The sequence below is a fragment of the Mitsuaria sp. TWR114 genome, from assembly GCF_007997345.1.
Window position 1 is genome coordinate 1 of record NZ_VOSR01000458.1, and the last position, 12,665, is coordinate 12,665.

A 12,665-nucleotide genomic window follows, 5' to 3' on the forward strand; every position below is an offset into this window, starting at 1 on the left:
CAGCGTCCTGTGCAGTCCATGGATCGGAGCGCCCGATGAACCTGTTCCTTCGCTGGCTGGCCGCTTGCCTGCCAGCGGCCTTCCTGGCGTTCGCCCCGGCGGCCCATGCGCTGACGCAACCCCAGGCGCTGGCCGTCGCGCAGGGCGAGACCGACGACCGCATCGCCGCGATCGGCCGCCTGGTCGCCCAGCTGCTGCAGGCGCTGACCCCGCTGCTGCAGGCGCTGGCGGATGAACGCCTCAAGCTCGGTCCCGACCAGCGCGTGCTGATCGCCTCCGAGGCCGGCGTCGTCGATGCCGCGACCGGCGCGGCGGTGACACTGGCCGCCGAGGCCGCGTCCTCCCTCGAGGACGTGATGCTCAACAACCGCCTGCGCGGCGCGCTCGATGGCGCGCTGGCCGCGCTGCGGCTGTCGAGCGCGGACCGCTCCGAGCGCCTCGCCGCCGCGAAGGCCTTGCTCGACGCCGGTGGCGATGAATCACGCGTCGCCCTGCTCGACGTCGCGATCGCCAAGGAACGCGACAGCACCGTCCTGGACGCTCTGACACTGGCCCGCGCCGCCGCGCTCGCCGCGAGCCCCGACGACGGCAAGCGCCTGGACGCCGCGAAGCAGCTCGGCGAATCCCGCAGCCCCGAAACCCGCCTGCTGCTGAACCAGCGGCTCGCCGAGGAGCAGCATCCCGAGGTGAAGCGCGCGCTGCAGCGCTCGCTGCGCGCCGTCGAGGACCGGCTGGCCTGGGGCGAGCGCCTGGGCGCCCTGTTCACCGGCATCAGCCTGGCCAGCATCCTGCTGCTGGTCGCGCTGGGCCTGGCCATCACCTACGGCCTGATGGGCGTGATCAACATGGCGCATGGGGAGCTGATGATGATCGGCGCCTACGCGACCTACCTGGTGCAGGTGGCCTTCCGCCAGTGGGCACCGGCCTGGTTCGACGCCTACCTGCTCGTCGCGATGCCGGCCGCCTTCCTCGCCTCGGCGCTGGTCGGCGCCGCGCTGGAACGCACCGTGATCCGCTGGCTCTACGGCCGCCCGCTCGAAACGCTGCTGGCCACCTGGGGCCTGAGCCTGGTGCTGATGCAGGCGGTGCGCTCGCTCTTCGGCGCGCAGAACGTCGCGGTCGAAAGCCCGTCCTGGATGGGCGGCTCGCTCGCGCTGCTGCCCGGCCTGGCCCTGCCGACCAACCGGCTCGTGATCATCGGCTTCGCGCTGGTGGTGCTGGGCGGCATGTCGCTGCTGATCGCGCGCACGCGGCTGGGGCTCTTCGTCCGCGCCGTCACCCAGAACCGGCCGATCGCCTCCTGCATGGGCGTGCCTACCGCGCGCGTGGACACCTATGCCTTCGCGCTCGGCTCGGGCCTGGCGGGCCTGGCCGGCTGCGCGCTGAGCCAGGTCGGCAACGTCGGCCCGGACCTGGGCCAGAGCTACATCGTCGACGCCTTCATGGTGGTCGTGCTCGGCGGCGTCGGCCAACTGGCGGGCACCGTGCTCGCGGCGCTCGGACTGGGCCTGGCCAACAAGGCGCTCGAAGGCGTCGTCGGCGCGGTGCTGGCCAAGATCGCCGTGCTGCTCTTCATCATCGTCTTCATCCAGAAGCGCCCCCAAGGCCTGTTCGCGGTCAAGGGCCGCGCCCAGGAGACCTGAATGCGCGCCGATCCCGCCGCCCTCGCCATGAGCCTGCCCTCCTCCACCAACCCCGCCGCGCACGACCCGGCGACCGCCTTGCCTGTCGCGGACGCGTCCCCGGTCACGGCATCAGGCGCCACGCCCGGAGCCATGCCGCCCCCGGGCGCATCGACCGGCCCCGCGTCGCCCTTGCAGCTGCCGCAGCGCCCCGCGCTGCTCGGCCGCGCCGGCTGGCTGGCCGTGCTGGCCGCCATGACCGTCGCCTGCGCGCTGCTGCCGGCGCTCAACCTGCTGGTCCCAGCCGACCATCCGCTGCATGTGGACGGCTACTGGATCAGCCTGCTCGGCAAGTTCTGCTGCTACGCGATGTGCGCGCTGGCGATGGACCTGATCTGGGGCTTCGCCGGCATCCTGTCGCTGGGACACGGCCTGTACTTCGCGCTGGGCGGCTATGCGATGGGCATGTACCTGATGCGCCAGATCGGCACCGACGGCCAGTACCGCAGCGCGCTGCCCGACTTCATGGTCTTCCTCGACTGGAAGGAGCTGCCCTGGCACTGGGCGCTCAGCGACAGCTTCCTCGCGACGATGCTGCTGGTCCTGCTGGTGCCGGGCGGCATCGCCTTCGTCTTCGGCTTCTTCGCCTTCCGCTCGCGCATCAAGGGCGTGTACTTCTCGATCATCACGCAGGCGATGACCTACGCGGCGATGCTGCTCTTCTTCCGCAACGAGACCGGCTTCGGCGGCAACAACGGCTTCACCGACTTCAAGCGGCTGCTGGGCCTGTCCATCACGACGCCGGGCATGCGGATGACGCTGTTCGTGCTGAGCGCCGTCGCGCTGATCGGCTGCTACCTCGGCCTGCGCTGGCTGACACGTGCCAAGTTCGGCCGCGTGCTCAGCGCGGTGCGCGACGCCGAGTCGCGGCTGATGTTCTGCGGCTACTCGCCGCTGCCCTACAAGCTGGCCGCCTGGGTGCTGTCGGCGCTGATCTGCGGCCTGGCCGGCGCGCTGTACGTGCCGCAGGTCGGCATCATCAATCCCGGCGAGATGAGCGTCGCCAACTCGATCGAGATCGCCGTGTGGGCGGCGGTCGGCGGCCGCGGCACGCTCGCCGGCCCGATCGCCGGCGCCTTCGCGGTCAACGGGGCGAAGAGCTGGCTGACGCAGTTCGCGCCGGAGTACTGGCTCTACCTGCTGGGCGCGCTCTTCGTCGCGGTCACGCTCTTCATGCCCGATGGCATCGCGGGACTGCTCAAGCGCAAGTTCGGCGCGAAGTCCGCCCGCAAGACCGGGGAGGCCACGGCATGAGCCCCGACCTGCTCGAGCAAGGCGGCGAGCGCCTGCGCGCCGCCAGCGGCCCCGGCTACGGCCGCGTGGTGCGGCCCGGCGAACTGGACCTGGCGCATGGCCGCATCCTGTACCTGGAAGACGTGCACGTCAGCTTCGACGGCTTCCGCGCGATCAACGGCCTGTCGCTGGACATCGCACCCGGCGAGCTGCGCTGCATCATCGGCCCCAACGGCGCGGGCAAGACCACGATGATGGACATCATCACCGGCAAGACGCGGCCGGACCGCGGCACCGTCTTCTTCGGCGGCACCATCGACCTGCTGCGCCACAGCGAGGCCGAGATCGCGCAGTTGGGCATCGGTCGCAAGTTCCAGCGGCCGACGGTCTTCGAGGCGCTCAGCGTGTACGAGAACCTGGAGCTCGCGCTGCAGGGATCGCGGGCGCTGCGCGCCTCGCTGTGGGGCGTGCTCAGCGGCGCGCAGAAGGACCGGCTCGCCGAGGTGCTGACGCTGATCCGGCTGCAGGACCAGATGACGCGCGCCGCCGGGCTGCTGAGCCACGGCCAGAAGCAATGGCTGGAGATCGGCATGCTGCTGGTGCAGGACCCCAAGCTGCTGCTGCTGGACGAGCCGGTGGCCGGCATGACCGACCAGGAAACCGAGCGCACCGCCGAGCTGATCCTGACGCTAAAGGGACGGCACAGCCTCATCGTCGTGGAGCACGACATGGGCTTCGTCGACCGCATCGCGGAGAAGGTGACGGTGCTGGCGGAGGGCTCGGTGCTCGCCGAGGGCACGCTGGCGCAGGTGCAGGCGGATGAACGCGTGATCGAGGTGTACCTTGGACGTTGAGCTTCAGGACCGGACCGCGGCGGTGGCCGCCGGCGACGCGGCGCCCGCGCCGATGCTCGAGGCGCGAGGCCTCCACCAGTACTACGGCGGCTCGCACATCCTGCGCGATGTGTCGGTGAGCGCGACACCGGGACGCATCACGGTGCTGCTCGGCCGCAATGGCGTGGGCAAGACCAGCCTGCTCAAGAGCTTGATGGGCCTGGTGCCGATCCGTGCCGGCAGCGTGTCGCTGGCGGGCCGGGACATCTCGCACGCCACGCCCTACCAGCGCGCCCGCGCGGGCATCGGCTACGTGCCTCAGGGGCGGGAGATCTTCGCCCGGCTGACCGTCGAGGAGAACCTGCGCATGGGCCTGGCGAGCAAGCCCGGCGGCACGCCGGTGCCGGAACACCTGTACGCGCTGTTCCCGGTGCTCAAGCAGATGCTCAAGCGCCGCGGCGGCGACCTGTCGGGCGGTCAGCAGCAGCAGCTCGCGATCGCGCGGGCGCTGGCGGCGTCGCCGCGGCTGCTGATCCTGGACGAGCCCACCGAGGGCATCCAGCCGAGCATCATCAAGGACATCGGGCGGGTGATCCGGCGGCTGGCCGACGAAGGCCTGGACGGCCATCCGGTCGCGATCCTGCTGTGCGAGCAGTACTACGACTTCGCCGCCGAGCTGGCCGACGAGTTCCTGGTGCTGGAGCGCGGCAGCGTGATCGCGCGCGGGAGCAACGCGGACATGCAGACGCCGGAGATCCGGGGGCTGGTGGCGATCTGACGCTGGCCTGGTGGACGCGGGCCGCGTGGCGCGACGCTCAGTTGATCTGGGCGTCGAAGGTCAGCGTGAAGACGTCGGCGTACTTGCTGCCCGGGCGCCTGGCCATGTCGGCGACGCTCTGCTCTCCCGCTTCCACATGGATCTTCGACTTCGCGTTCACCGCGTACCCGAGGGCCGGCCTCAACGCGCGTGGCTGATCGGTGGTGATCTCCATCCGTGAGACCGGCTGGCCGCTGTCGGTGACGATCCCCGGCATGCTCAGCGCCACCGAGTACGGCGCGCGGCTGCCCGCGCCATCGTCCAGCCGGCACCGCTGGCCGTCGGTGGAGGCGCAGCTCAGGCTGAGCTTCACCGGCGCGCTGAGGCTGATCACGAAGGGCAGGTCGCGGCTGAGCCGGGGCGGCGCCGCGCCGCCCGCCAACCATTCCGTCCAGCCGCGCGGCGGCTCCAGCACGGCTCGTTTCGCGGCATCGGGCATGGTGAGCTGGAACTCATGCTCGACTGTCAGTTCGAACTCCACTTCCACATAGACCCGTTCGATGATGGCTTGCGCCCCGAAGTCGAAATGCCCGCCCCGGCCATTCACCAGGGTCAGCTTTCCCCGGTAAATGCCGTTGCGCATGCTCAGCGGACTGGGCGTGACAAGCGCGTAGCTCACCGAATGACGACCGCCCTCCAGCCAGAAGTCACCGGTCGGAATGGTCCGGGTGGGCTTCTTCACGCAGGGCTGGGTGGCGGCCGCAGGGGGAGTCCACCACCTGAAGTAGTACTGGTTGGTGCTGTAGTAAGCCATGCCGGTCGTGATGCAGGGCCCGGCGCCGTTCACCCAGGAGCCGCCCGCCCAGAGGTTGTTGTGGTCATTGGGCGCGATGTTCCGGATGTTGTATCGCCCGGCGTACGACACGATCCGGAACTTGACCTCGGCGGTCTGGCCGGTCGTTTGATGCGTCACCGGCACCGTGATGAAGTCGCTCGGGAAGCGGAGATAGACCGAATCAGCATCGGCCGCATTGGGCTGGAGCGGCCGGTAACTCACGTTGCCCAGCGGCAGGTTGATGCTGAAGTCGCCGGGCCCACATTCCGATGGGACGATCACGCAGAACCCGCTCTGGGGCGTCGTGTTGACGAAGGTCGACCGCGTCGGATCGAGCACCGAGGGCTTGAACTGGGCGGTGATCTTCACGTCCGCCGCGTGGGCGCACGGCAGGACCAGGAGCGCCAGGAGGGCGGCGATGGCGGTCAGGAATCTGTTCATGGTCGGTCAGTCGGTCTGTGCGTCGAAGGTCAGCGTGAAGACGTCGGCGTACTTGCTGCCGGGGTGCTTGATCATTTCCGCGACGCTCTGCTCCCCGGCCTCCACGTGGATCCTGGATTTGGCGTTGGCAGTGAATCCCTGGGCGGGGCTCAGGGACCGAATCTGATCGGTGGTCATCTCCAGCCTCGACACGGGCTGCGCCGCGTTGGTGACGATCCCCGGAATGCTCAGCGCCACCGAATAGGGCACGCGACTGCCCTGTCCGTTGTCCAGTCGGCACCGGCGACCATCGGTCGACGCGCACCCCAGACTGACCGTCACCGGAGCGCTGAGGCTGAGGACGAAGCCCAGGTCACGCCCCAGCTTGGTCGGCGCCGCGGCGCCCGCCAGCCATTCGCCCCAACCCCGCGGTGGCTCCAGTACCGCCCGCCTGGCGGCGTCGGACATGTCGAGCTGGAAGTGATGGGCGACGGTCAGCTCGAACTCGAGCTCAATGCTGGAACGGGACGGGATCGCCTTGTCTCCGAAGTCGAAGTCGCCGTGCGGCGACACGCTGAAGACCTGGCTACCTCGATAGACACCGTTCTTCATCCCGAAGGGATTGGGCGTCACCAACTCATACGCGACGGAGTGGTTGGTGAGCCGGAAGCGCTCCCTCGTCGGGATGACCCGTGACGGCTTCTTGACGCAAGGCGTGGTGTGGGTGACAGGCGGCGTCCCCCACGCGAAGTGGTAGAAGTCCCAGCCGATCCCGCCGACGCCCGAGTAGGTGCACGGCGCCGCGGGATAGACCCACCGGACGCCGTCCTGCCAGAGGGCCGCATGGGCCCCATAGGCATCGCTGGCGCCGCTGGCCAGGCCATCGATCTGGTACATCGCGGAGAAGACGCTGACCCGGAACCGCACGATGGCCGGTTCTCCGGACACCGCATGCCGGACCGTCACGTCGACGAACTCGCTGGGGACACGGAAGTAGATGGACTCACGATTCGGCGCACCGGGCAGCAATTCGCCAAAGTGGACCGTTCCCAGCGGAAGGGCAATCGTGAATTTGCCGTTCGGACACTCCCCGGGATAGTTGACGCAGTAACCGGAGATCGGCGTCGTGTTGATGAACGCGGTCTTGCCGGGATTGAAGACGGAGGGCTTGAACTCCGCCGTGATGCGCACGTCCGCGGCAAGGGCCAAGCCGCTCGCGACCAGCAGCCACGCGCATGTCGCCATTCGACCCGCGGCGCAGCGCGCGAGCGCGCGTTTCAACCGGCAGCGGAGGCACTCGCGGCTCATAGCGGGCTCCGACCACGGAGCGCGGCGGCGCGCGGCGGCGCCTGCTCCTCGGGGGGAAGCTCCGCCTCGACCAGACACGAGACATCGCCCAGCAGCAGGACATCGCCCTCGCGCTGGGCGCGGTCGGGCGCCAGCTCCGCGAGGCATTCGCCCAGGTCGGCATGCTTGACGACGAGCTGCGGATTGCGCTCGCTCATCTCGAGCGCGAAGAGGCCGTCGGCCTCGGTCACCGCGTGGCCGGCATGGTTGGTGACACGCCCGCCACGGATCGGCTGCTGTTGATGGTCGACCAGGCGGCCGATGACCGTCACGGTCTTCAGCACCCGCACGGTCTGGTAGCCGACGCCGCCCTTGTTCAGGTGATACGGCAGCAGCGAGGGCTGCACGACCGCGGAGGGCGCCGCGACCGCGTCGAACTCCAGGTGCAGCTTGCCGGCCCGATAGGCCGTCACCGGGACGAAGTTCCGTCCGGCGTGGAGCTGCAGGCCGGCACCGTGCACGTCCTGTGCCCACAGGCTGGCTTCCGGCAGGTCGGTGTCGACGTCGATGATCATGCCGGCATCGGCCCAGGCGGCCTGCTGGTCGCCGGAGACCGCCACGCCGCCAGCGCCGATGGCCACCGCGCTGTTCAGGTTGGCGCCGCCGCTCCACGCTCCGTTCAAAGAGGAGCGCTGCGCGAAGAGGTCGCCCTCGACGAGCTCGTGACGCAACAGCGCCGTGCCGTTCAGGCCGAGGCCATGGCGGTCCATCGAGGCGGTGAGGCCGACCTGCCTCAGCGCGGGATGGTCCAGGCTCTGGCGGACGCCCAGGCTGGCATGGTGATCCCGTCCGCCCTGCGCGTCGCTGCGGGTGCCGGCGCTCATGCTGTAGCTGCGCCGGCTATCGCCCAGGGCCATGGTCAAGGTGAGGTTCAGGCCGCGATCCCGCCGGCCGAGGGTGCCCAGCGGTCGATCGAAGGCCGAGAACCGGAGGTGGGCGTCCGAGCCGAACAGCTTGCGCTGATGGGTCAGGCCCAGGTCGAGGCCGGTGCCCCGCGTGCGGCCCTGGGTGTGTGTCAGGTAGCCGCTGACCTGGGTGCGGGTCGACCACTGGTGGGACCAGGCGATCGAGCTGCTGGCCAGCCGCTCTCGCGAGCTCGCTGCGAGGAGACGGGACGACGCCTCCCGCGCCTCGTTGTGGCTGACGGCCAGGCTGCCGCCGCGGTACAGGAGCATCGATTGAAGGTCGAAGCCGAAGCCACGCTCGCTGGAGTGGAATCCGCTGACGAACAGCTTGGCGGCATCGGTGACCGCCCAGTCCGCCGAGGCGCTCGCCGTCCGGCGATCGCCCGTCTGCTGGATCGACGCGCCCAGCACCAGTTGCGCATGCGCCAGGTAATTCACCGCCCCGCCGGCGGTCAGGTCGTCGGCGTCCCGGCCGGACTTGCCGAACACGGCACGCTCCTGCCCACCGAACAGCGCATAGCGCCAGCGTCGTCCGGTATCGCCCCAGGTGGTCGGCTTGTAGATCAGCTCGGTACGCGTCGAGGACAGCTGGCCGTCCTCGACCAGCCGCACTTCCACCTCGTAGACCCCGGCGGGCAGCGAGGTCGTGTTGATCGTCTGCAGGCCCGCCTCCACCGGCTGGGTGTAGAGCAGCAGCCCGTCGCGGAAGACTTCGACCACGCCCTGGCGGTTGGCGGTGACATGCAGCGGCGCCATGCTCGGCGAGGACTGCGCGATCTCCAGCGCGTCCGAAGTACCGACCATCACGCCGGCGGTCGTGTCGGGGAAGGCGTCCGGCGCGCGTGGCGCGCGCAAGCGCCCCTGGTAGTCCGGGACGAAGAACCCGGCCCGGACGAAATGACCGTGCGTTTCCCGCTGCAGGTACAGCCGCGAGACGAGGTGGCGGCGCTCACCGTCCGCCAGGGCGCTCTGCGAGCCCAGCACGGTGCCGATGCCGGTCCATTGACCGACGCTGCCGATCGCATCGACGGTGTAGCGCGCCGCGAGGCTCTGGCGTTCGCCGCCGGCCACGTTCAACGCATTGCGCAGCAGCAGTCCACGACTGCCGCCGTCGGGCAGGTGGTGGTATCGATCGACCGTCCCGGCACGCTCGGCCTGGGAGGTCACGATCGACAAGGTGGAGGTCTGCAGGTTGTAGTGGAGCGCGACGACATCGCCGCAATCGCCGCCACAGGCGCCCAGCGCGCGCGGTTCCCGCAGGAACTGGAACCATCGCGCCGCGTCCTGGGGGCTGTCGCCGGACTCCCGCATCCATTCGATCAACTGGACCCGTCCGGCCTCCGTCAGCACGCCCATCGCGTCCGACAGGAACTGGCCGTCGATCTCCACCCGCATCGCCAGCGGCACATCGAAGAAGTGGTCCTTGAAGTCGCTGGGCAGGCTCCTGCTCTGGGCGGTCAGCGGCAGCTCCTGGAAGTTCGGTGCTGCCGCCGGACCTTCCCCGGCCAGGGCCATGGACACCGCGAACGGCCAGATCAGTCTTTTGGATTGCTTCATGACAAGGCGGGGGGAAAAAAGGGCGCCGGAGCGCCCTCATGCCATCAGATGACGGAGTCGAACACCATGGCCACCTGGCCGGTGTAGATGCCCGGTGCGGGGGTGGCGGTGGTCGGGGTCAGGACCAGCGGGACGCGTTGGCCGGTGGCGGCGGGCGCCTTGGCCAGCACCTCGATCGACTGGCCCGCGCCGACGGCCACCTTCTGGCCGTTCACGGTCACGTCGAGCGCCACCTTGTTGGCGCCGGTGCCCGTCATCTCGGCCGTGTTCAGCAGGAAGGCCTTGATCGCGCCGATCGTGCTCTTCATCTCCAGCGAGCGGCTCATGGCCTGCAGGCTGCCGTTGCTGTAGCCGAAGTTCTGGACTTCCGACGCGTTCCAGCCCGCGGACGGGGTGACGTAGAAGGCGGCGGTCGGGATTTCGGCGACGACCGAGATCGTCAGGTCCTTGGTTTCCGCCATCGCGGCGGTGGAAGCTGCGGCGAAAACGCCGGCGGCGATGGCGGTCTTGAGGAATCGAATGGACTTGAACATATTGAATTGGAAAGGATTGGATATCGGATGATTCAAATGACTACTTGATCGTGATCGCGCTCTGTTTGTTTCCCTCCACCAAGTTGAAAATGACGACGGGGCCGGCCTGTTTGTCGAACTCGACGTCGCCTCCGGGCCGGACATGCCGCACCATCGGCGCGGCGCATTCTTTTTGAGCGGCATCGCATTGCATCAATCCGTCCAGCACGATGGTGCTATTGCCCAGATTGCGCACGGAAAATCGCTCGGCGGTCCGTTCGATGCGGGTATCGAAGCGGCTTTCACCGGGCCGCACGATCGTGATCGCGCCATATCCGGTCAGCACGCTGACACCGGCCCGCAAACCCTCCTGGTATTTCTGGCGCTCGCCCTCCTCCAGCGCGAACTCGTCGCCGGCATCGGGCAGCACCGGAATGAAGCGCACGCGGTAGTGACGCTCGACATCGCGTTCCCCTCGGAACAGCAGTCGTGTCGCCTGCACGCCGCCCGCGGGGACGATCAACCGCATCGGGCTGGCGATCAGCCCCACACCCCCGCCGGCGCTGAGGCCCTGCGTATCGAGGGGCCGCTCTTCGGTTTCACCGGATTCGCCGTAAACGATCTCGCTGACGGAAACCTTGACGAATGCGGTCGAATCCCCGGTGTTTCGAATCTGCTTCAGTATCGTGCTGCGGTCCGACCCCAGATAGTCGAACATCGATCCGATATTGATCACCGGCGCCGCGGCGGCATGAATCGCCACGAATGCGCCCGCCATGGCGACGCATCTGAGAAAGCCTCGGAGAAAGGGCATGTGAAACTCCATACGGGGAATGCAGGGGCGCCACGCAAGAACGCGGCATCTTGTTTTCTGCCAACGGGCGCATCAGTTCCGGTCACGCGAAATGCAGTTCCCGCCCGATGGCCGAGGAATATCGATTCGGTCAATTCGCGGCCCACCCGACGCTCCCGCGCGGGGGTGGACGGCGATCAGGCGCCAGGGATTCGCGGAACCCCACAAGCGCGAAGCCGGCCCATCCCTCCCGGGATGGCCGGCTGTCGAAGGTCCAGGGCCCGCCTGGACGTTCCGGGGCGGTCGATGGACCGGGCCCGGGGGGGCGTGGCTCAGTCCGCCTGGATCTTGGCCGAGCCGATCACCTTGCCCCAGCGCCGGAATTCGGCGTCGCTGTGCGCCTGCAACTGCTGCGGATTCATGTAGTCCGCCGTCGCGCCCAGCTCGGCGGCCTTCTTCTTGAACTCGGGCGTGGCCATGATCTTCTGGATCTCCGCAGTCAGCTTGTCGACGACCGCCTGCGGCGTCTTCGCCGGCGCGAACACGGCGAACCACGAACCGGCGTCCAGCTGGGGCAGCCCGGCCTGGGTGGCGGTCGGCACGTCGGGCAGCGAGCTCAGGCGCTCCTTGCCGGTCACGGCCACCGCGCGCAGCTTGCCCGACGCGATGAAGGGCATGAACGGCGGCGGCGTGCCGAAGGTGAGGTCGACCTGGCCGCCCAGCAGGTCCTGCAGCGCCGGGCCGGTGCCCTTGTAGGGGACGTGGATCATCTGGATGCCGGCCTGCTGTTCCAGCATCACGCCGGTCACGTGCTGCAGCGACCCATTGCCCGAGGAGGCGAAGGACAGCTTGCCGGGGTTCTTCTTCGCGTGGGCGATCAGCTCGGCCACGGTCTTCACCGGCACGCCCTCGCGCACGACGATCAGCTGCGGCGCGGTCAGCACGTTGGCCACGGGACGCAGGTCCTTCAGGTCCCAGGCGGCCTTCTGGATGTGCGGCGTGATCACGTGATAGCCGGAGTACTGCATCAGGATCGTGTAGCCGTCCGGCTCCGCGCGCTTGGTCGCGACGGCCGCGAGCGCGCCGCTCGCCCCCGAGCGGTTGTCGACGACCACCGTCTGGCCCAGCGCCTTGCCCAGCGGCTCGGCGAGCATGCGCGCGGCGATGTCCGTCGTGCCGCCCGGCGCGGCGCCGACCAGCATCGTGATCGGCTTGTTGGGATACGGCGCCTGGGCCTGCGCGGCCTGCAAGGGCACCAGCAGCGCGGCGGCGATGGCAACCGCGGTGACGCGGCGGCGGGTCGGGTTCATGGCTTGTCTCCAGAAAGGGCCGCTCGTGGCGGCGTTGTCGTTGGGCTCGAAAGAAGCTCGGAAACGGCGTGGGCGGGCGCCCGAGGCCACCGCGTCGTCAGACGTCGCGGGCCAGCGCGCGCTCGCGGATCGCCTCGAAGTCGCGAGGCCGCGGATGCAGGTCGAGCCGGCGCCCGGCGCTGACGATCTGGCTCGGCACCGCGTGGCCGATCAGCGCCGGCAGGCGCCTGGCCGCAGCGATCAGGCGCGGCAGGTCCACGCCGGTGTCGCAGCCCATGCACTGCAGCGCGTGCACGATCTCCTCGGTGCAGACGTTGCCGGTCGCGCCCGGCGCGTAGGGACAGCCGCCCAGCCCGCCCAGCGACGCGTCGAAGCGGTCCGCGCCCGCGTCCATCGCGGCGATCACGTTGGCCAGGCCCATGCCGCGCGTGTTGTGGAAGTGCAGCGTCAACTCGGTGACGGGCCAGCGCTCGCGGAAGGC

10 protein-coding genes and 1 pseudogene are annotated in these 12,665 nt (G+C 69.2%); 4 read left to right on the forward strand and 7 right to left on the reverse strand.

The features are described 5' to 3' along the window. Positions 1-35: 35 nt before the first annotated feature. The 4 genes from urtB to urtE all read left to right on the forward strand — a co-directional run bounded on the left by urtB (position 36) and on the right by urtE (position 4,526). Complete coding sequence (urtB, locus tag FUT87_RS16540) at positions 36-1,643, forward strand: urea ABC transporter permease subunit UrtB (protein ID WP_147241719.1); 1,608 nt, start codon at positions 36-38, stop codon at positions 1,641-1,643. A gap of 132 nt (positions 1,644-1,775) precedes the next feature. Beyond that, positions 1,776-2,936 (forward strand): urea ABC transporter permease subunit UrtC, encoded by a 1,161-nt coding sequence (urtC, locus tag FUT87_RS16545; protein WP_186830580.1) that lies wholly within the window; start codon positions 1,776-1,778, stop codon positions 2,934-2,936. Next, positions 2,933-3,769, forward strand: coding sequence for an urea ABC transporter ATP-binding protein UrtD (gene urtD, locus FUT87_RS16550; protein ID WP_147241720.1), 837 nt, complete (start codon positions 2,933-2,935; stop codon positions 3,767-3,769). The genes urtC and urtD overlap by 4 nt, the downstream gene beginning before the upstream one ends. A gap of 52 nt (positions 3,770-3,821) precedes the next feature. After that, the gene (urtE, locus tag FUT87_RS16555) at positions 3,822-4,526 is read left to right on the forward strand and encodes an urea ABC transporter ATP-binding subunit UrtE (protein ID WP_091731352.1); all 705 of its coding nucleotides are present in this window, start codon (positions 3,822-3,824) and stop codon (positions 4,524-4,526) included. A gap of 37 nt (positions 4,527-4,563) precedes the next feature. On the opposite strand, the gene FUT87_RS16560 is transcribed toward urtE, so the two are convergent. The 7 genes and pseudogenes from FUT87_RS16560 to FUT87_RS16590 all read right to left on the reverse strand — a co-directional run. Next, positions 4,564-5,781, reverse strand: coding sequence for a hypothetical protein (locus FUT87_RS16560; protein ID WP_147241721.1), 1,218 nt, complete (start codon positions 5,779-5,781; stop codon positions 4,564-4,566). A gap of 6 nt (positions 5,782-5,787) precedes the next feature. Next, complete coding sequence (locus FUT87_RS16565) at positions 5,788-7,041, reverse strand: hypothetical protein (RefSeq protein ID WP_147241722.1); 1,254 nt, start codon at positions 7,039-7,041, stop codon at positions 5,788-5,790. A gap of 23 nt (positions 7,042-7,064) precedes the next feature. Continuing rightward, on the reverse strand, positions 7,065-9,569 hold the full coding sequence (locus FUT87_RS16570; RefSeq protein WP_147241723.1) for a CS1-pili formation C-terminal domain-containing protein: 2,505 nt from the start codon (positions 9,567-9,569) through the stop codon (positions 7,065-7,067). Between the two features lie 44 nt (positions 9,570-9,613). Further along, positions 9,614-10,102, reverse strand: coding sequence for a CS1 type fimbrial major subunit (locus tag FUT87_RS16575; RefSeq protein ID WP_147241724.1), 489 nt, complete (start codon positions 10,100-10,102; stop codon positions 9,614-9,616). 40 nt (positions 10,103-10,142) lie between these two features. Beyond that, positions 10,143-10,895 (reverse strand): hypothetical protein, encoded by a 753-nt coding sequence (locus FUT87_RS16580; protein WP_222617180.1) that lies wholly within the window; start codon positions 10,893-10,895, stop codon positions 10,143-10,145. Positions 10,896-11,206: 311 nt separating this feature from the next. Further along, positions 11,207-12,184, reverse strand: coding sequence for a tripartite tricarboxylate transporter substrate binding protein (locus tag FUT87_RS16585; RefSeq protein WP_147241725.1), 978 nt, complete (start codon positions 12,182-12,184; stop codon positions 11,207-11,209). A gap of 97 nt (positions 12,185-12,281) precedes the next feature. Further along, positions 12,282-12,665: pseudogene (locus tag FUT87_RS16590) on the reverse strand (hydroxymethylglutaryl-CoA lyase); the annotation flags it as partial.

Bases quoted from the DNA above. Each gene is read 5' to 3' on its own strand.
- urtB (WP_147241719.1), top strand. From the start codon at position 36: ATGAACCTGTTCCTTCGCTGGCTGGCCGCTTGCCTGCCAGCGGCCTTC.
- urtC (WP_186830580.1), top strand. From the start codon at position 1,776: ATGCCGCCCCCGGGCGCATCGACCGGCCCCGCGTCGCCCTTGCAGCTG.
- urtD (WP_147241720.1), top strand. From the start codon at position 2,933: ATGAGCCCCGACCTGCTCGAGCAAGGCGGCGAGCGCCTGCGCGCCGCC.
- urtE (WP_091731352.1), top strand. From the start codon at position 3,822: ATGCTCGAGGCGCGAGGCCTCCACCAGTACTACGGCGGCTCGCACATC.
- FUT87_RS16560 (WP_147241721.1), bottom strand. From the start codon at position 5,781: ATGAACAGATTCCTGACCGCCATCGCCGCCCTCCTGGCGCTCCTGGTC.
- FUT87_RS16570 (WP_147241723.1), bottom strand. From the start codon at position 9,569: ATGAAGCAATCCAAAAGACTGATCTGGCCGTTCGCGGTGTCCATGGCC.
- FUT87_RS16575 (WP_147241724.1), bottom strand. From the start codon at position 10,102: ATGTTCAAGTCCATTCGATTCCTCAAGACCGCCATCGCCGCCGGCGTT.
- FUT87_RS16580 (WP_222617180.1), bottom strand. From the start codon at position 10,895: ATGCCCTTTCTCCGAGGCTTTCTCAGATGCGTCGCCATGGCGGGCGCA.
- FUT87_RS16585 (WP_147241725.1), bottom strand. From the start codon at position 12,184: ATGAACCCGACCCGCCGCCGCGTCACCGCGGTTGCCATCGCCGCCGCG.